The sequence below is a fragment of the Pseudoalteromonas distincta genome, from assembly GCF_000814675.1.
Lineage (GTDB): Bacteria > Pseudomonadota > Gammaproteobacteria > Enterobacterales > Alteromonadaceae > Pseudoalteromonas > Pseudoalteromonas distincta.
The window spans coordinates 91233-109361 of the sequence record NZ_JWIG01000009.1 but is presented as its reverse complement, the minus strand read 5'-3'; the positions used below and the strand labels follow the sequence as shown (position 1 = coordinate 109361).

The window sequence follows — 18129 nt, the reverse complement described above, 5'->3', positions numbered from 1 at the left end:
TTAATCAAAGTTTAGCATAGTTACAATTTTTATATTTCAGAGCTAATACCCACTCTATTAAGCAGGTTTAATCACTTGGTAACTAAAGCCCAGTATAATACACTGACGCCCATTGCGTTAATTTAAAAGGAAATACCTTATGTTACGTTCACTTGCCTTTGCTTTGAGTGCATTTTGTTCTGTGGCTATTGCAGCCGACTATCCAGAAAACACACTTGATGCAGGAAAAGTATCCGCGCAAGGCAAACCAGTCACTTTATTAGGTCAAGGTATCTCAATTGGAGATAGTGCGCCAAATTTCAAAGTTGTTGATGACAACTTTATTCCAGTGACACTTGAGGATTACAAAGGCCAAGCTGTATTAATAAGTGTAGTACCCAGCCTAGATACCGGCATTTGTAGCCTGCAAACTAAGCACTTTAATGAAAAAGTAGCCTCACAATTCCCAAGTGTAGTTATGCTAACAATTAGTGCTGATTTACCATTTGCTCAAAAGCGTTTTTGCAAAGCTGAAAATATCGATAAAATCACTACGTTATCAGATTCTGTTTGGCGTGATTTTGGTCAGAAATACGGATTGATTATTAAAGATATGGGCTTACTAACGCGAACAGTCTTTATTTTAGATGAAAGCCATAACGTCATTTATAAACAGTTAGTTAGTAGCCTTTCAACTGAACCAGAATACAACAGCGTAATTGAGAAACTTAAAACATTGTAAAGTCCATTAAGTAGCACTAATTAAGCAATGCTAAATAGCCTTAAAACAAAAAACCGCCAATTGGCGGTTTTTTAATGTGCTTTTATAATTAACCTAAAAGTTCACCAAGTTGTTGGCTAACAGTTTCAACAGCTTGTGTACCATCTAGTTTATGGTATTGAGTATTACCAGCAGCCGCTTCTGCTTGATAGTAATCAACCAATGGCATAGTTTGCTCGTGATAAATACCTAAACGTTTACGTACTGTTTCTTCAGTATCATCAGCGCGAACAATTAAGTCATCCCCAGTTTCGTTGTCTTTACCTTCCACTTTTGGTGGATTATAAACAACGTGGTAAACACGACCAGAACCAGGATGAACGCGACGTCCGCCCATACGCTCAACAATGACTTCATCAGCCACGTCAAATTCAATAACGTGATCAACCACTACGCCATTTTCTTTCATTGCATCCGCTTGCGGGATTGTACGCGGGAAGCCATCAAGTAAAAAACCTTTCTCACAATCCGCTTTAGTAATACGCTCTTTAACTAAACCAATAATAATATCGTCAGAAATTAGTTGACCAGCATCCATTACTTTTTTTGCTTCTAGACCTAGTGGCGTGCCTTCTTTAATTGCCGCACGTAACATATCGCCAGTAGAAATTTGTGGAATACCGTATTTGTCCATTAAAAACTGAGCTTGAGTACCTTTACCTGCACCCGGCGCGCCCAAAAGAATAATGCGCATATTATTGTCCCCTAGTATGGATATTTATTTTAAAGCCTGAATTCTTCCACAAGCGCCGCCGATACTCAAGCAACTTATACTAATTGATGAGCCGTTGGGGTGTTTACAGGGCATTAAAAAAGGGAACACACGTTCCCTTTTATTTAAAGTACATAATTTATACTTTATTAACTGAGTAAATAGCTATTTGCTTATTTACTTATTTACTTAGTTCAAGCATCAATTTATTTAAGCGAGTAACAAATCCTGTTGGATCTTTAAGTGTACCGCGTTCTGCAAGTAGTGCTTGATCTAGTAAAACGTGTGACCACTGCGCAAACTTATCTTCATCTTGTTCGTCATTTAAGTGCTTAACAAGTTGATGATCTGGGTTTAGCTCAAACACAGGTTTTGCTTCAGGGGCTGCTTGACCAACAGATTCCATTAGCTTTTGCATTTGTGAGCTCATGTCGTTGTCGTCGCTTACAACACATGCTGGAGAATCTGTTAAGCGGTGCGTAAAGCGCACTTCTTTAACGTCATCACCTAGTGCTGTTTTAATACGTTCAACAAGGCCAGCCATTTCTTTTTCAGACTCTTCTTGCGCTTTTTTAGTTTCTTCGTCGTCAAGCTTACCTAAATCTAAGTCACCACGTGTGATTGACTGTAGTTGCTTATCAGCAAATTCAGTTAAGTGGCTCATCATCCACTCGTCAACACGGTCACTTAGTAGTAATACTTCAATGCCTTTTTTGCGGAAAATCTCTAAATGCGGTGAGTTTTTCGCAGCGGTGAATGTATCAGCTACTACGTAGTAAATTTTGTCTTGGCCTTCGTTCATGCGTTCAACATATTGCTCAAGCGACACATCTTGTGTTTCTGAATCAGTGTGTGTCGAAGAAAAACGAAGTAGCTTACAAATAGCTTCTTTATTTGCAGCATCTTCAGCTGGGCCTTCTTTCATTACTTGACCAAACTCATTCCAAAATACTTGGTAATCGTCAGCTTTGTTTTTAGCCATACGCTCAAGCATTTTAATAATACGCGATGTACACCCTTTACGAATAGCTTGCGTTACTTTGTTGTCTTGTAGAATTTCACGAGATACGTTCAGTGGTAAATCGTTTGAATCTAGTAAGCCTTTTACAAAGCGAAGGTAGCTTGGCATGAATTGCTCAGCATCATCCATTACAAACACACGTTGTACGTAAAGTTTTAAACCACTTTGACGTTCACGGTTCCATAAGTCGAAAGGTGCTTTTTTAGGAATATATAAAAGGCTAGTGTATTCAGTTTTACCTTCAACCTTATTATGTGCCCAGCTAAGTGGCTCTTCCCAATCATGGCTTACATGCTTGTAAAACTCTTTGTATTCATCATCAGAAAGCTCTGATTTATCGCGTGTCCACAATGCAGTCGCGCGGTTAATGCTTTCCCACTCACCTGGTACTGCTGGAATTTTTTCGCCGTCTTCACCTTCAGATTCTGGCACTTCTGCTTTAAACATTTGTACTGGCGTTGAGATGTGATCAGAGTATTTAGTAACGATACTACGTAGGCGCCAGTCATCAGCAAATTCTTTTTCTTCATCGCGAAGATGTAAAATAATGTCGGTACCACGGCCTTCTTTTTCAATTTCTTGAAGTGTGTATTCGCCTTCACCTTGAGATTCCCACTCGTATGCGGTTGTTTCACCGGCTTTGCGTGTACGAACAGTTACTAAATCAGCAACAATAAATGCAGAGTAAAAACCTACACCAAATTGACCAATTAACTGTGAATCTTTACTTTGATCGCCTGTTAAGTTTTTGAAAAACTCAGCAGTACCCGACTTTGCAATAGTACCTAATGAGCTAATGATTTCATCTCGCGTCATACCAATACCATTATCTGAAATGGTAATTGTATTTGCTTCTTTATCTGCACTAATACGAACACGTAAATCGGCATCACCTTGGTAAAGGTCACCTTGAGATAATGCTAAAAAGCGTAACTTGTCTGCTGCGTCTGATGCATTTGACACAAGCTCACGTAAAAATATTTCTTTATTAGAATAAAGAGAATGAATCATTAAGTTTAATAATTGTTTTACTTCTGTTTGAAAGCCTAATGTTTCTTTTTGTGCTGCAGTCATTTATATATCTCCAATTTGCAAAGTGTCTGCGTTATGCACTTAATATGGGGTGAGGTGTTAGAACTTCAAGGGAAAAATTTAAAAAAGGTGAAACGAAAACAAAGAACCATTAATTTGTTTAAAACGAATGCGGACAATTAATATGAATCTTTTCACCCGTTGCTGGGTGCTCAAAAGATACATCGCTGGCATGTAATTGTAACCGCCCTGCCATATGTTCACTTTGCGCACTTTTATATAAATCACAGCCTAAAATTGGGTGCCCTATAAACTGGCTGTGTATTCGTAATTGATGGGTACGCCCGGTAATAGGTGTAAATTGCACTAAGGTTCTGCACGGCTGCCTGAGCCGCTCAAGTACTTTATATTCACTCAGCGCTGTTTTACCTGTCGATTGGCAAATTTTAACACGCGGAAAAAGCAGTTTATCTTTTGCAATTGGCGCAGTAATTTGCCCTTCATCAACAGCTAAGCTACCCTCTAACATGGCTACATAACGCTTTTGAATACTGCGTGCCTGAAATTGCTTATTAAGGTGCTTTGACGCAATCGCGTTTAATCCAACAATCATAATGCCCGATGTGCCAAAATCTAGCCGATGCGGTAACTTAGCCTCTGCAAATGCAGCTGTTAAGCCCTTTTGACCATGTACTAAGCGGTAATGCACTGAGTCCCAATTAAGCGGATTTTTACCTGATAAGCTTAATAGTCCACTGGGTTTATTGATCAGTAAAATATCGTCATCTTGATATAATATTTCAATAAACCCGTCGCACTTGGGCGCTACAAAGTCATCAACAATCATTTGTGACTCTACCGGTGTATCCAATATTGAGTTAGCCATTAAATTAGTCAATATCTTTTGAATGAAGCGCTTTTAAAGCCAATACTTGCTCACGTAAATCGTCTGCTACTACTTTGTCAGCGGCAATCGGGGTACCTACTGCAACCGACACCAAAGACCATTTTAATCGTGGTAGTTGCCACTTAGCTTTTCGGCTAAACATACTTCCCCACAGGCCCCCTAAATGCACAGGAATAACGGGCACAGGTGAGCGCTCAATAATGCGCTCTATTCCACGGCGAAAAATATCCACTGAGCCGTCACTGGTTAGTTTTCCTTCAGGGAAAATACCAACAAGTTCGCCTTTATTAAGCGCAGCAGCCACTTCGTCAAAGGCTTTTTTAAACGCTTCTGGATTGGTTTTTTCACTGTTAATGGGAATAGCCTTGGCCATTTTAAATAACCAATGTAGGGCCGGCGAATAATAAATAGGGGCAAATACCATAAACCGGATAGGCCTTGGTGATGCGGCTAAAATAAACATCCAATCAACAAAGCTGACATGATTACACACGACAACCGCAGCGCCTGCATCAGGTATATTACTTTCACCTTTTGTACGCACTCTGTACATACAAATAGCTAAAATATATATAATAAATCGTAAAAAGAACTCTGGTACTTTGGTATAAATATAAACAGAGATAAGTAAGTTTAGCCCAGCAAGTAACAGTAGCAACTCTGAAATACTCCACTGAAAAACAGACAGCGTTACAATACTTAAAACAGCACTGCCCACCATAAACAGTGCATTTAATACATTGTTAGCCGCTATAACTCGTGAGCGACTCGACTCTTCAGTACGCTGTTGAATAAGCGCATACAGCGGTACAGTGTAAAAACCTGAGCCAATACCAATGCCTGCCATCCATACAAAATGCCACACCATGTCGCCTGTTTTTAATAACTGCTCAAGCGTCAATAATTCAGGGTTTTGAGGTAGATAAGAGCTAATAGCGCTCTCTTGGCTCAGTAAGTATAAAAACAAGGTAATTAAAATAGCGCCAAAAGGCACAATGCCTAGCTCAATACGAGAGCGAGAAAGCTTTTCACACAGTAACGAACCAATCGCAATACTTAGTGAAAACACAACAAGCGCGCTAGTGACAACCAGTTCATCACCACCCATTGTGTGTTTTACATAATTTGGTAGGGATGTTAAAACGATGGCGCCAATTAACCAAAACCAACTGATCCCGAGGACTGATTTACCAACCGATTCTGTTTGCGAATTAAGTGCTGAAAATACGTTTTTTGTAGATGAAAATATATTATAGGTAAATTTTAAGTTAGGCTCGTTTGCTTCACTAGTGGGTATAAAGCGACTGCTCACATAACCCATCACGGCCAATACTAATACTGCAATACTTATAAGCGTAGGCCCTACTGATTGAGTAATATAATAAGTGCCAAAAATTGTACCCATTAGTATGGCCACAAACGTGCCTGATTCAACCAAACCATTCGCTTTTGTTAATTCATTAGGTGCTACGTGCTGCGGTAAAATAGAATATTTTAATGGACCAAAAAACGTACTTTGCACGCCCATTAAAAATACGGTGGCTAACATTAGCCACACATACTGCGTTAAAATAGAAACTGCCCCTACAACCATAATAGGGATTTCACATAGTTTTACGATTCTAATCAATTTTGATTTTTCTGTTTTTTCTGCAAGCTGCCCTGCCATCCCTGAAAATAAAAAGAACGGAAGAATAAATAACCCAGCAGCAATATTTGAATAAAGTGCGCCATCTGCAAGCGTTGCAGCCTGAAATATTAATAGAATAAGCACTGATTGCTTATACACGTTATCGTTTATCGCTGAGAAAAACTGCGTAATAAAAAGCGGTAAAAAACGCTTACTACCTAGTAATGCACCTTGATAGGGTTGGTTATCTTTCATTGTATTCCTTACTAATTAGAGACATAGCCCAAAAATATATTAAATTGTTTCTAAGCTTACCTTAAAAACGAAAAAGCCTACATGATTTAATCATGTAGGCTTTTGTAATTTGTTTTCAAATAGTGACTTAGAGCTAGTCTTGAGTAACTAGGCGCCTGCCGCTAAAGGCATGCATAAGTGTTCTACCATCTACTAAATCAAGCTCACCTCCCACAGGAATACCATGGGCAATACGTGAAGCGCCGACTTTGTATTTATGACAAAGCTGAGCAATATAATGTGCGGTAGTATCGCCTTCAACGGTAGGGTTAGTCGCTAAAATAACCTCATTAATATCGCCTTGGGCAAGCTTTTGCTCTAAAACATCTAAGCCAATCTCTTTAGGACCAATACCGTCTATTGGCGATAAGTGACCCATTAATACAAAGTATAGACCTAAATACTGACCTGTTTGCTCGATGGCAAGTACGTCAGTAGGCGATTCAACAACACATAATATACCGCTGTCTTGGCGTTTTGTACTTAAACAAATATCGCACTGAGCTTGTTCGCAAAAAGTACGACAAGACTGACAGTGCCCTATGGCGGTCATTGCTTTAGTGAGTGCATTGCCCAGCTGAGTGCCTCCCTTTCGGTCGCGCTCAAGCAGGTGAAAAGCAATACGTTGCGCTGACTTTGGACCAATGCCCGGTTGACAGCGCAGTGCTTCTATAAGCTGATTTAAACTATCTGAAAGTTGCATTATTTACTTAAAACGGCATTTTCATACCTGGTGGTAATTGCATACCGCCAGTTACTTTACCCATACGCTCTTGTGTTTCTTCTGCAACACGGCGAACAGCATCGTTACATGCTGCTGCAAGTAAGTCTTCAATCATGTCTTTGTCGTCTTCCATCAAGCTCTCATCAAGCTGAACACGACGTACATTGTGGTTACCAAGCATAGTTACTTTAACTAAACCTGCACCGGCTTCACCAACAACTTCAAGAGTTGCGATTTCGTCTTGGGCTTTTTGCATGCGATCTTGCATTTGCTGCGCTTGCTTCATCATGTTGCCCATTCCACCTTTAAACATAACTTTCTCTCTTTCTTTTAATACATTAATTAACATGAACATAAGGGCGATTGTAAGTAATTACAATGCCTGAATACTGTTTTCGTCAATTTCGGCGCTAAATACTTGCTGAAATTGTACTATGTTTTCATCCGATGTGATCACATCGATTGCTTGTTGATGGCGTCCTGCATCTATTTTTTGCTGAATAAGATAAGGAGAATCAATAACTCCCTTAGCAAAATTAATACTTAACGACACGTTATGCTCATAAATACTCGACAATGCGGCATCTAATCTTTGGCGAAGCATCGGTGTATCTAAATGCTTTTGTGATTCATCAACGTCTATATGTAAACTGTTGCCTTGCTTGGTAAATATTGAATGCAACGCAAATTGGCGCATACGACCACCCAGTCCCATACGTTTAATTAAATAAGCCCATTCATCTTGTTGGTGTGCAAACCTAATTTCACTAATTGGACTTTGAAAATCATCAGGCGCGGGAATGCTAATTTCCTCGGGCGCTGCTTCAGGTACTTTTTGAGGATTTATTTGCTCAAGTAGCTCTGGCGCTAAATTTTCGGTAATTGTTTGATGTTTTTCTTTAAAATCAACTTTTCGTGCTGGTTTTGTATTAGCGTGACCATGTGCCTGGCTTTCGCTCCCTATTGGTGGGAGCTCATGCTTTTTTTCACTTGCACCTGCACTATCAGTCACCCAAGGTGGGGGATCGCTAGGTGCTATGCTTGAAACGCTGTTGAGCTCGTTTGTATTTTCAGCGGTGCTACCTTGGTTAACACTTTGAGCTTTAGGCATTCTTGCGTGATGTTCTGGCTTTTTAGCGGGCGCTTGGTTTGGCTGCGCTGCTACATTATTTGCAGAGGTGCTTGTACTCTTGCTTGATAACCTACCCGCACCGGATATGTTTCTGTCACGTAAAATACGAGCAATGGCAGATTGCGCCTGCGCTTCTTGTTCAGCTATTGGCGTACTTACATTGTGATTAGTAACAGGCTCTGATTGAGGTTCTGAGTTTGTATTAGTTACAGGGTTAAAGCCCTGATCTACAGCGCTACTCATTATATCGTCAAATTGCGAGGCCAGCGTTTGTTCAGCATCACTATGGAGCATATAAGCTTCATCTTCGCTTTGTCGCTGGGCTTGAGCATCTGAAACAACATTGGTTTGTGGTTGCTCTTTAGCTAAAGCCTGTTGCTTTGAAGCGTTTTCACTTTGTTGAACCTGTTGCTCTACTGCAACTTGGGCAGGCTCAATATTACTTTGCACGACTTCATTATTTGATGACTGAGCGGCAGCGTTAGCTGAAGGCTCTATCTCAACGGCTTTAGGCTGCTCTGCATTGCTAACTGGCTTAGTATTGTTTACAGGGACACTACTTTGGCCAGCTACGGTGTTTTGCGATGTTTTATTTTTATTTAATATATCTCGCAGTGCATTTGCACGGCCTTGTTTATTTGGGGCCGGCTCTTCGTTTGCTGTGTGTACAGTTTGTTGCACATCTGAAGGCTTAAATGCTAATAATCTTAGCATTATCATTTCAAAACCTAAGCGAGGCTCTGGTGCCCATTGTAAATCTTTTTTACCATTTAACAGTAACTGATAATAAATTTGAATTTGTTGTGGGCTCGTATGTTGTGCAACATGAGCAATATAATCTACATTTTTTTCATCTAGCCCTGCCGCTTCAGGCACTAACTGGGTTAGTTGAGTCAAATGCGTAAGTGCAATTAAATCATCAAGCAATGCCACATAATTAGGATTACGACTTGCTACCTGCGCAATCTCATCCATTAACGCAGCGCCATCTTGTGCAAGTAATGCTGCAAGCAAGCTTTGGCTATAATGAGTATCCATTAAACCAAGCATTGTTTGTACTGCTTGATTATTAATATCACCATTTGTTTGCGCAATAGCTTGGTCGGTTAAGCTAAGTGCATCACGCATACTGCCATCAGCGGCTTTTGAAATAATGCTAAGTGCATCGCTATCAAAGCTAAGCTGCTCTTGAGTAAGTACGTGTTCAAGCTGTGTTTTAATTTCACTTTGCGACAAGGCATTTAAGTTAAATTGTAGACAGCGAGATAATATAGTAACTGGTAATTTTTGAGGATCAGTGGTCGCCAATAAAAATTTCACATGCTCTGGTGGCTCTTCAAGTGTTTTTAAAAGCGCATTAAAGCTGTGCTTAGAAAGCATGTGAACTTCATCGATTAGGTATACTTTATAACGTCCACGCGTTGGTGCATATTGAACATTATCAAGTATTTCGCGAGTGTCTTCTACTTTTGTACGAGAAGCCGCATCTATTTCGAGTAGGTCAATGTAGCGCCCTGCTTCTATATCCAAACAGCTGCTACATTGTCCACACGGATTTGCAGATATACCTTCATCGCAATTTAAGCTTTTAGCAAAAATACGTGCAATGGTGGTTTTACCTACACCGCGGGTTCCAGTGAATAAATAAGCGTGATGCAGTCTATTTTGCGTAAGCGCATTTACAAGCGCTTGCTTAACATGAGACTGCCCAACCAATTCATGAAAGGTTTGAGGACGCCATTTTCTCGCTAGAACCTGATAACTCATCGATTACTCGCCTTCGAATTCAACCAATTTTAGGATTTTAATACCCATTTTTTTGATGCGCTGCTCGCCACCAAGTTCTGGTAGTGATACAACAAATGCTGCATCTGTGGCTTCGCCACCTAGTTTATTAACTAACTTAGCTGTGGCTTCAATTGTGCCACCAGTTGCTAATAGGTCATCAACTAGTAATACTTTGTCGCCAGGTACAATTGCATCTACATGCAGTTCTAGCGTGTCTTCACCGTACTCAAGTAAGTAATCTTGGCGAATAACTTCGCGTGGTAACTTACCTGGTTTACGTACTGGAATAAACGGAATGCCTAACGCATAAGACAATGGCGCACCAAAAATAAAACCACGGGATTCTGTGCCTATGATTTTAGTAAAGCCCTGATCTTTATATTCTGCGATAAACGCGTCAATAGTTGCTTTAAAGGCTTCTGGATTTGCCATTAAAGTGGTTACATCGCGAAACATAATGCCCGCTTTTGGATAATCAGCAATTGTAGTTATGCTGTTTTTGATAATTGCTGGTGTTACTTGAGTCATAATTTTAACTGCTCAATTGTTTATATTACAAAGCAGGTGATTATAACCTTAACTAACCTTTAATTGCGAGTTTGGCGTTATTATAAAAGAAGTATTAAATATGGACGGGGTAATTAAAATAAAGTGGTTCAAGGCTGAAGTTAGCAACAGCCTTAATAAACGCTATACATTTTACGTTAAGCTAGTGATCCAGCCTAATATTGCATTTAAACAACCAATCCCTGCAAATACAGCTAAAAAAGCAAGAAAGTAAGTAGCGTTGAACGGATCTTTAAAGTCTTTATCATCTGACATTGGTACAACCTTTTATTAAGCACGGCAAATAAGGCTGCCATAATAGACGATGTAAAATCATCAATAAAGACCTTAGTCTTGATTTTTTGTCACAATTACTCCTCGTTCAACCATAGCATTAAGAGTAACCAGTGCACCTTGAGTAATTTGCTCTGCATTAAATTGTGGTGCATGAGCTAATACCTGTTGGCAGACGTTGTCAAATGTCGCGCCTTCGCTTGCCTCTATGATTGACAATAGCAAAGCTGTCATCGCATTCGTAGCCAGAAATTGAACGTCATCATCTTCATCTCTATATACAACAAAATAATTAGGCTGAGGTGATGGCTCTTTTGGTTTAAAGCGATTGCTAATATTTTGAACCGGAAATTGATAACTTAAATTTCTTGCCGTTTTCGATAAATATAAAGCTGAACTAGTAAGCGCTGTTGTTTGTAATTTTTGCTCTTGCTCATCTTCGTGTGCAATGGATACATCTAGCTCTACCCACTCATAATGTGCAAGTTCTAGCATAAACACGGGATCGTATCTTTTCATTTTATAATCACTTGATAAGTAATTAATAAACTCCCCTGCTATATCTAAAAAGTACGGCGAATGACAATCATATTCGCTAAAAAACTGGCGTACAAGAACCAGCCATTGCTTGTCTGTATATAAGGTTTTTAATACCGGAAAGCCTGATGATATAAAACCTTCCATGTTATTAAAAAATAGGTCGCGATAAATGGCCATACGCCTGTCTTCGATACCGCTGGGCTTTTTATTTTTTTTAGGCTCGCGAATATGCGCCATAAATTCGTTTTGTATTTCAATAAAGCTCATAACCAGGCACTCTTTTAATATTTATAAAGGCTTATATTAAGCTCGTTGTTTTGAAACAGTTGAATCAAAGTGTTTAGCTTGTAGATCATGAATTATATCTAACTCTTTGGTTAAAACATTCATGGTAGGAATATTAAAATCGCGCTCAAGCAAGGTTGGAAATACGCCATGCACTTCGTATGCTTTATCGAGTAGCTCCCAAACAGGATCAATCACATCAGCGCCATGTGTATCAACAATTAAGTCATCAGCCTCATTATAATGGCCAGCAACATGCCCATAGGCTATACGATTAGAAGGTAACCCAGTTAAAAATGCTTGCGCGTTGTAGCCATGATTTATCGAATTAACATAAATGTTATTCACATCAAGTAAAAGTTTGCAGTCAGCTTGCTCTAAAATAATATTCGTAAATTCAAGTTCTGATAATTGCTGTCCAGGCGCGCCATAATAGGAAACATTTTCTATCGCAATTTGCTGCTCTAGTATGTCTTGAACTTGTTTAATACGAGGAACAACATGTGCTATAGCATCTTGTGTAAATGGAATGGGCATTAAGTCATACATATGCCCTGTACCGGAGCAGTAACTTAAGTGCTCACTAAAAATTTTTATATTGTGCTCTTCAAAAAACACTTTTAAAGACTTAACAAATTCAACATCAAGAGGTTCTGGAGAACCGATAGACAGTGATAATCCATGACACACAAAATTATTAGCATCGGTTAATGTTTTAAATTGTTTTTTAAAGCGTCCACCTAGTTTTAACCAGTTCTCTGGCGCAACTTCTAAAAAGTCTACTTGATTAGGTACATGCTCAAGCAGCTCATCAAGCATTTCTCGTCGTAGGCCAAGGCCCACCATCCCAAAATCTTTACTTTGAGTTTGTATCATAACTACCTCTAACTTAAAAAAAAAGGGCCTTAGGGCCCTTTTAGCATAACTTATTTAGAATAAGATATTAACGGCCACCACATTTACCTTCGCCGCACTTACCTTCTTTTTTAGTTTTTTTAGCGTCGCCGCCACATTTACCTTCACCACATTTGCCTTCTGTTTTAGCTTTTGCGTCTTTTGCATCGCCGCCACACTTACCTTCGCCGCATTTACCTTCTTTTTTATCTTTTGCGTCGCCACCACATTTGCCTTCGCCACATTTACCTTCTTTTTTACCTTTTGCATCGCCGCCACATTTGCCTTCGCCGCATTTGCCTTCTTTTTTATCTTTTGCGTCGCCACCACATTTGCCTTCGCCGCATTTACCTTCTTTTTTATCTTTTGCGTCACCGCCACATTTGCCTTCACCGCACTTACCTTCTGCAGCATCTAATTGGTAACCTGTTACTAGTTGTTGAAACTCAAATGGGTTAGCTTGTACATCTGCAGATACAAAACTTGCAGAGCCAACTACTACTGCACCTAAAGTTAACGCGATTGTATTTTTTTTAACTGTATTCATTTTATGACTCTCTTTAATCAAGGATTGTAAATCTCAGCAATAAAAATGTATTTTTAAATTGCTTGTATGCTTAAGTAGACCCGTACAAAAATAAAAACTTTCATTTATTTTCATAATATTTACTTTTGCAATTTCTACATTAAATATGGTCGGTAATTACAGATTTATCAATGTGTGATTTACAGGTAAACTATGCCTCCAGTTTTTTATCAAAATTAATCTCCTTATGAAACTTGTTTTAGCACCTATGGAAGGTGTCGTTGATTTTAAAATGCGCCAATTACTCACAGACATTGGTGGGTTCGATTTGTGCGTTACAGAGTTTGTAAGAGTGGTTGAAACATGCTTACCTGACAAAGTTTTTCATCGATTTTGCCCTGAACTACATAATAATGGATTTACACGAGCAGGTACTCCTGTGCGTGTTCAATTACTCGGTCAAGAAGCAAATCCGTTAGCCGAAAATGCAATAAGAGCAATCGCATTAGGGTCCCATGGGGTCGATCTAAATTTTGGTTGCCCAGCAAAAACAGTTAATCGTAGCCGAGGGGGGGCTGTACTGCTTAAAGACCCTGACCATATGTATACGATTATTAAAGCAGTCCGAGATGCTGTAGATGATGAACATGAAGTAAGTGCAAAAATTCGCTTAGGCTTTGATGATGACAGTAACAGCCAAGAGATTGTTGATGCTGTGGTAAGCGCAGGTGCAAATAGTGTAGCTATTCACGCCAGAACCAAACGTGATGGTTATAACCCGCCAGCTTATTGGGAAAAAATTCCACCAATAATAAAAGGTAAGAATATTGCCGTTGTTGCCAATGGTGAAATTTGGCAAGTAGAAGACGCAATGCTTTGTCAAAAACGAAGTGGGTGCACTGATTTAATGCTTGGTCGTGGCGCCCTTTCGCACCCTGATTTAGCAAAAAAAATTAAAGCTCATGTGAATAATGAGCAATATGATGGCCTTGAGTGGGAGCATATTATTTATCACTTAATTCACTCAGCTATTCATCAAGACCCCGCGAAGGATGAAAAATATTTTGCTTCACGTACTAAACAATGGCTTGGTTATCTAAAACGCCAATACCCGCAAGCTATCGATTTGTTTGATGAAATCAGACGTTTAAAAAGTAAAGAAGATGTGGCGAGCATATTAAATAAATATGCCAAAGCACCGCAACTTGATTCAAATCATAACGACTAACTTAAAGACTCTAGATAATATCAGTATAACGTAAAGCCCATTTAATAAGGTTGTACTGATAATGCATCATCAAAAAAGACTTAACGATGAAATAGCACAAGTTAAATTAAATATATTAACCATGCTTTCTAAATCAGCTTACCCTGCACATCACCATTTAATACAAATTTTAGCTAATACAGCAAATAATGAATGGTTAGACTGCGCAGCAGAGAAGTTAGGCCCTGAGTATGCACTTTTAATCAGTCGCATGACCAAACTAGAAGCCGCACTAAGTCAAATAGAAATTGGCCAGTATGGCTACTGCTGTGATTGTGAAGAAAAAATATCAGCTGAGTCACTTGAACTAGACCCCGCAACTCAACGGTGTACAAAGTGCGCACAATAAGCGCACTTTCAAATCATTATATAATGTGTTGTATGAAGCTAAATGATTGCCCAGGGTAGAGAATTATATCTTCAACCAAGTACTGTGCTTCTTCTGGACTCATTTGTAGGCGCTTTATAAGGTTCACCTTTGCTTGAGGCAAAGTCCACGCATGGTAGTGAATACCTATATCTGATTCCATCATCGCAAGCATCAATGTTTTATCTTTATCAGACATATCCATAGCGCTCGCCATTGCAGGTAAGTCTTGATAGTTAGCTTGCCAATCTAAGCCTTCTATTAATTTTTCATCAGATAAATACTGAACTAAAAACGATTTTTGGTGAGAAGTTGGCAGCTTACTGTCGAATTCAACACGATCTAATACTTTTATTTTTTCGTTTAAAAGAGTAACCCATTCTAACGGTGAATGTACTTCGCCACTAAAGTAATTAAGTTTACTCTGATACCACTGAGTGCCATTTGGCAGACCTCTTAGACCCACACTTCCTCTTGGCTTATAACTAGCTAAATAATCGCTAAAAGCTCTTATATGGCTTTTAAGCGCTGGTTGAACATTGTTACTTGCTATCGCACTTAATAAATAGCTTTGTAACAATGTAAGTTCAACCTTGTTCAGCTTTAAATTGCTTTGTTGAGCACTGTCTAGGGTATCTTGGGTTAACTTGAGCCAAGTAATAACATTATCCGGTGTGTTTTTTGAGCCTTCAAAAGCAAGCATGTTTTTTAACACATTTACTTGGGCCGGCCAATTAAAGTAGCGTTCAGGGAAACGCTCTGCAATTACCAAATAGTTCACTTGCGCAATTTGATTTAGATTAAGCTCCATACCCATTAGGCTCTGATAAATAGTATGGCGTTTTGTTAAGTAAGCATCAGAGAAAACCAATTGATCTTTTTCAATGTTATTGCCTTTAGTCGCACCTGTTTGTACAAGCGCCATGTTTAAAGCTTTTAAAGCGACTTGTGCGTCCTCAAACGACTCATAAGGTTGAGGCTGCTTTGAACATGCAGCTAAAAATAGGCACAGTAATGATGATAAAAAGAGCTTCTTATACATAGTAGTTCCAATAAAAAAAGCCCCAGAGGGGCTTTTTATAAGTTGCTTAAGCTAATTAAAATTAAATTTTAACACCGTTGCGAGCGGCTTTATCTTTAATATATGTAGACCAACCTTTTGCAAACTTACGTGTGCGAGGGTCATCCATAGCTTTAGTAATTGCAGCATATGCTTGCTTATACTTACCTTGGTAGTAATACGCTTCAGCTAAATCTGAATAAATTGTGCCTTTTTTGTCAGAGCCAAGCTCCAATGCTTTATTCAAGCGAACAATAGCAGCACTGAATTTTTCAGATTGTAAAAGTAATGAACCAGCTTTGCGATAGTACTCAGCATCATCATCAAATTTAGCAGCTTCTTCGTAGTACTTAGCAGCTTTTTCTAAATCTTTAGAGCGATGGTAATTACTCGCAATCGCGCTAACATTCTGCTTTGTACGTTCTACTTTTTCACTCTTAATGGCCTTTTCTAGCGTTACAGCTGCTTTAAAAGGGATCTCATTTAGAGAGTAAAAGTTAGATAAGACTTTATACTCAACTTCATTTTCAAAGTAACCATTCTTGTATGCAACTTCCATAGTTGCTAGACCTTTAGAATAATCTTCAGTTTGTAGGTAATATTTACCTAAGCTAACCCAAGCTTTTTTATCATCAGGCCATACACGAACAATTTCTTCGCCAACTTTAACCATGTTTGCATAATCTTTAAGTTCAAAATATGCAGCTAATTTTAGTTGGAAAGGGCTTTTATTTGGCTCTTTTTGAAGTTTTATTGCCTTATCTGCTGGTTCAAAAACATCACGAAACTGCTGTAGCTGGAAATTAGCTTGAGCAATACGTGTATAAACCGTAGGGTCCTCTTCACCGGTAAAGTCCATCCAAGCTAAATATGCTTTTTTAGCTTCTTGGAACTTATCTGTACCAGCGTATAAGTCACCTAACAACTTAAGTGTCTGTTCTTGGTCAGCAAAGTTTAAAACATCAGGTGCAACGGCTTGCTTAGAGTACTTGATCGCTTCGTCATACTTTTCTTTTTGAGCGTACATGCTACCTAAGTAACGATTTACGGTCGCTTTATCAAAGTCATTCGAAGGGTCAATTTCCCTAAGCAAAACAATTGCTTCATCAACTTTTTCTTCGTTGTACAAATCAAATGCTTTAATTACTTTTTTACCAGTACGCTCGCCCATGATTTTAGTTTTTGCTTTTTTACGCTCTTCAATCTTTGCGTAATCCGGCGCTGCTAAAACAGATGCACTTAAAGTAGCACCCGACACAGACATAAGAATTGCAAGAGCAGTTACTTTAGAAAAATTTCTCATTACTCGCCTCCTTAGTTGCCTTGGTTAAGTTTAAAGTCTAATTGAACTTGTAAACCTGGTTGTTTCTGTGGTTTTCCGTCAATGATCTTAGGACGGTACTTCCACTTACGCAGTGCACGTTTAGCTTCACGGTCAAAGATACGTTTCGGATCTGCGTCAATTACTTCAACGTCAGTTACTCCACCTAACTCATCAATTGTGAATGAAAGTTGAACCCAACCTTCTTTACCATCACGTGCTGCTTGCGTTGGATATTTTGGTTCTATACGAACGATAGGTGTCGCATCACCATCTCGTCCAAATGCACCAGGACCACTCAATCCACCAGCTGAACTACCTATATCGATACTACCCATATTAAATGACATAGCACCAGGATTAGGATTATTATTTTCCGGCTGTGGCGGCTGCGGTTTAGGCGGCTGCTTTGGCGGTGGCGGAGGAGGAGGCGGTACACGCTTCCTCTCCTGCACCTTAGATTCAGGCGGATTCGTCATTATTTCGACTATGATCTGCTCTTTTTGTTCCGTATTACGGTCAGCCCCACCAGAGATGAGGAATGCCATGAAGTAGAACAAGCCGAAAGTAACTGCCCCACCTGCAATCAGTGAAAACAGAAAACGAATCATTACTGATCTCCAGCTATTGAAATTCTCAGGTTATCACCCGTCGCTTTAATCTGGTCCATAACTTTAACCACTACGCCGTGTTTTGCTTCTTTATCAGCTTGCAAAATTACAACTTCAGTAGGTTGTTCTGCTAATAAACTTTCGATTTTTGCTGAAATACGTTCAACATCAACCTGCTGTTTATCAATCCAGATCTCGCCGTTACTACGAATAGCAATAAAAATGTTAGCATTTTTTTGCTTAGTAGCTTGAGCCGCTTTAGGTTTATTGACCTCGATACCAGCCTCTTTAACGAACGATGTAGTTACGATAAAGAAAATAAGCATGATAAATACGATGTCAAGCATTGGCGTCATATCAACCGCTGCTTCTTCTTCTTCACGAAAACGTTGTTTACGTGCCATATTTAATTCTCTCT

General features: G+C 39.2%; 19 protein-coding genes. 3 read left to right on the top strand and 16 right to left on the bottom strand.

The window, feature by feature from the left end:
- Positions 1-139: 139 nt before the first annotated feature.
- Complete coding sequence (tpx, locus tag QT16_RS06875; RefSeq protein ID WP_002962322.1) at positions 140-721, top strand: thiol peroxidase; 582 nt, start codon at positions 140-142, stop codon at positions 719-721.
- Positions 722-809: 88 nt separating this feature from the next.
- Here the strand turns inward: tpx and adk are convergent, their stop codons facing one another.
- The 12 genes from adk to QT16_RS06820 all read right to left on the bottom strand — a co-directional run bounded on the left by adk (position 810) and on the right by QT16_RS06820 (position 13106).
- Entirely contained in the window at positions 810-1454 is a 645-nt protein-coding gene (adk, locus tag QT16_RS06870) for an adenylate kinase (protein ID WP_039487425.1), read from the bottom strand.
- A 199-nt stretch (positions 1455-1653) separates the two neighbouring features.
- Positions 1654-3567: a molecular chaperone HtpG gene (gene htpG / locus QT16_RS06865; protein WP_002962320.1), complete on the bottom strand. Its 1914-nt coding sequence runs from the start codon at positions 3565-3567 to the stop codon at positions 1654-1656.
- 118 nt (positions 3568-3685) lie between these two features.
- The gene (locus tag QT16_RS06860; protein ID WP_039487421.1) at positions 3686-4411 is read right to left on the bottom strand and encodes an RluA family pseudouridine synthase; all 726 of its coding nucleotides are present in this window, start codon (positions 4409-4411) and stop codon (positions 3686-3688) included.
- Between the two features lie 4 nt (positions 4412-4415).
- A complete protein-coding gene (locus QT16_RS06855; RefSeq protein ID WP_039487419.1) occupies positions 4416-6317 on the bottom strand; it encodes an MFS transporter in 1902 nt (633 codons plus the stop codon).
- Between the two features lie 133 nt (positions 6318-6450).
- Positions 6451-7059: a recombination mediator RecR gene (gene recR / locus QT16_RS06850; RefSeq protein ID WP_002962308.1), complete on the bottom strand. Its 609-nt coding sequence runs from the start codon at positions 7057-7059 to the stop codon at positions 6451-6453.
- A 7-nt stretch (positions 7060-7066) separates the two neighbouring features.
- A complete protein-coding gene (locus tag QT16_RS06845) occupies positions 7067-7393 on the bottom strand; it encodes a YbaB/EbfC family nucleoid-associated protein (protein WP_002962306.1) in 327 nt (108 codons plus the stop codon).
- A gap of 60 nt (positions 7394-7453) precedes the next feature.
- Positions 7454-9979: a DNA polymerase III subunit gamma/tau gene (gene dnaX / locus QT16_RS06840; RefSeq protein ID WP_039487417.1), complete on the bottom strand. Its 2526-nt coding sequence runs from the start codon at positions 9977-9979 to the stop codon at positions 7454-7456.
- 3 nt (positions 9980-9982) lie between these two features.
- Complete coding sequence (gene apt, locus QT16_RS06835; protein ID WP_002962303.1) at positions 9983-10528, bottom strand: adenine phosphoribosyltransferase; 546 nt, start codon at positions 10526-10528, stop codon at positions 9983-9985.
- Positions 10529-10699: 171 nt separating this feature from the next.
- A complete protein-coding gene (locus QT16_RS21075; RefSeq protein ID WP_002962301.1) occupies positions 10700-10822 on the bottom strand; it encodes a hypothetical protein in 123 nt (40 codons plus the stop codon).
- A gap of 72 nt (positions 10823-10894) precedes the next feature.
- The gene (locus QT16_RS06830; RefSeq protein ID WP_039487416.1) at positions 10895-11647 is read right to left on the bottom strand and encodes an HvfC family RiPP maturation protein; all 753 of its coding nucleotides are present in this window, start codon (positions 11645-11647) and stop codon (positions 10895-10897) included.
- Positions 11648-11683: 36 nt separating this feature from the next.
- Positions 11684-12541: an HvfB family MNIO-type RiPP peptide maturase gene (locus QT16_RS06825; protein ID WP_024596352.1), complete on the bottom strand. Its 858-nt coding sequence runs from the start codon at positions 12539-12541 to the stop codon at positions 11684-11686.
- A gap of 67 nt (positions 12542-12608) precedes the next feature.
- Entirely contained in the window at positions 12609-13106 is a 498-nt protein-coding gene (locus QT16_RS06820; protein ID WP_024596351.1) for an HvfA family oxazolone/thioamide-modified RiPP metallophore, read from the bottom strand.
- 226 nt (positions 13107-13332) lie between these two features.
- Here QT16_RS06820 and QT16_RS06815 point away from each other — a divergent pair, with 226 nt between their 5' ends.
- Complete coding sequence (locus QT16_RS06815; RefSeq protein ID WP_039487413.1) at positions 13333-14313, top strand: tRNA-dihydrouridine synthase; 981 nt, start codon at positions 13333-13335, stop codon at positions 14311-14313.
- A gap of 61 nt (positions 14314-14374) precedes the next feature.
- On the top strand, positions 14375-14701 hold the full coding sequence (locus QT16_RS06810) for a TraR/DksA family transcriptional regulator (protein ID WP_039487411.1): 327 nt from the start codon (positions 14375-14377) through the stop codon (positions 14699-14701).
- Between the two features lie 16 nt (positions 14702-14717).
- On the opposite strand, the gene QT16_RS06805 is transcribed toward QT16_RS06810, so the two are convergent.
- From QT16_RS06805 to QT16_RS06790, 4 genes are all read right to left on the bottom strand, one after another.
- The gene (locus QT16_RS06805) at positions 14718-15761 is read right to left on the bottom strand and encodes a DUF885 domain-containing protein (protein WP_039487406.1); all 1044 of its coding nucleotides are present in this window, start codon (positions 15759-15761) and stop codon (positions 14718-14720) included.
- A gap of 61 nt (positions 15762-15822) precedes the next feature.
- Positions 15823-17082, bottom strand: coding sequence for a tetratricopeptide repeat protein (locus QT16_RS06800; protein WP_039487403.1), 1260 nt, complete (start codon positions 17080-17082; stop codon positions 15823-15825).
- A gap of 11 nt (positions 17083-17093) precedes the next feature.
- Positions 17094-17711, bottom strand: a complete 618-nt coding sequence (locus QT16_RS06795; protein ID WP_024590813.1) for an energy transducer TonB — start codon at positions 17709-17711, stop codon at positions 17094-17096.
- Positions 17711-18115, bottom strand: coding sequence for an ExbD/TolR family protein (locus QT16_RS06790; RefSeq protein ID WP_002961710.1), 405 nt, complete (start codon positions 18113-18115; stop codon positions 17711-17713). Before QT16_RS06790 ends, QT16_RS06795 begins: the two co-directional genes overlap by 1 nt.
- Positions 18116-18129: the final 14 nt, after the last annotated feature.

Excerpts from the sequence above, each read along its gene's own strand:
- QT16_RS06790 (WP_002961710.1), bottom strand. The coding sequence starts at position 18,115 with ATGGCACGTAAACAACGTTTTCGTGAAGAAGAAGAAGCAGCGGTTGAT.
- QT16_RS06860 (WP_039487421.1), bottom strand. The coding sequence starts at position 4,411 with ATGGCTAACTCAATATTGGATACACCGGTAGAGTCACAAATGATTGTT.
- dnaX (WP_039487417.1), bottom strand. The coding sequence starts at position 9,979 with ATGAGTTATCAGGTTCTAGCGAGAAAATGGCGTCCTCAAACCTTTCAT.
- QT16_RS06845 (WP_002962306.1), bottom strand. The coding sequence starts at position 7,393 with ATGTTTAAAGGTGGAATGGGCAACATGATGAAGCAAGCGCAGCAAATG.
- QT16_RS06810 (WP_039487411.1), top strand. The coding sequence starts at position 14,375 with ATGCATCATCAAAAAAGACTTAACGATGAAATAGCACAAGTTAAATTA.
- QT16_RS06800 (WP_039487403.1), bottom strand. The coding sequence starts at position 17,082 with ATGAGAAATTTTTCTAAAGTAACTGCTCTTGCAATTCTTATGTCTGTG.
- QT16_RS06825 (WP_024596352.1), bottom strand. The coding sequence starts at position 12,541 with ATGATACAAACTCAAAGTAAAGATTTTGGGATGGTGGGCCTTGGCCTA.
- tpx (WP_002962322.1), top strand. The coding sequence starts at position 140 with ATGTTACGTTCACTTGCCTTTGCTTTGAGTGCATTTTGTTCTGTGGCT.
- QT16_RS06855 (WP_039487419.1), bottom strand. The coding sequence starts at position 6,317 with ATGAAAGATAACCAACCCTATCAAGGTGCATTACTAGGTAGTAAGCGT.
- QT16_RS21075 (WP_002962301.1), bottom strand. The coding sequence starts at position 10,822 with ATGTCAGATGATAAAGACTTTAAAGATCCGTTCAACGCTACTTACTTT.
- QT16_RS06820 (WP_024596351.1), bottom strand. The coding sequence starts at position 13,106 with ATGAATACAGTTAAAAAAAATACAATCGCGTTAACTTTAGGTGCAGTA.
- QT16_RS06795 (WP_024590813.1), bottom strand. The coding sequence starts at position 17,711 with ATGATTCGTTTTCTGTTTTCACTGATTGCAGGTGGGGCAGTTACTTTC.
- adk (WP_039487425.1), bottom strand. The coding sequence starts at position 1,454 with ATGCGCATTATTCTTTTGGGCGCGCCGGGTGCAGGTAAAGGTACTCAA.
- QT16_RS06805 (WP_039487406.1), bottom strand. The coding sequence starts at position 15,761 with ATGTATAAGAAGCTCTTTTTATCATCATTACTGTGCCTATTTTTAGCT.
- htpG (WP_002962320.1), bottom strand. The coding sequence starts at position 3,567 with ATGACTGCAGCACAAAAAGAAACATTAGGCTTTCAAACAGAAGTAAAA.
- recR (WP_002962308.1), bottom strand. The coding sequence starts at position 7,059 with ATGCAACTTTCAGATAGTTTAAATCAGCTTATAGAAGCACTGCGCTGT.
- apt (WP_002962303.1), bottom strand. The coding sequence starts at position 10,528 with ATGACTCAAGTAACACCAGCAATTATCAAAAACAGCATAACTACAATT.
- QT16_RS06815 (WP_039487413.1), top strand. The coding sequence starts at position 13,333 with ATGAAACTTGTTTTAGCACCTATGGAAGGTGTCGTTGATTTTAAAATG.
- QT16_RS06830 (WP_039487416.1), bottom strand. The coding sequence starts at position 11,647 with ATGAGCTTTATTGAAATACAAAACGAATTTATGGCGCATATTCGCGAG.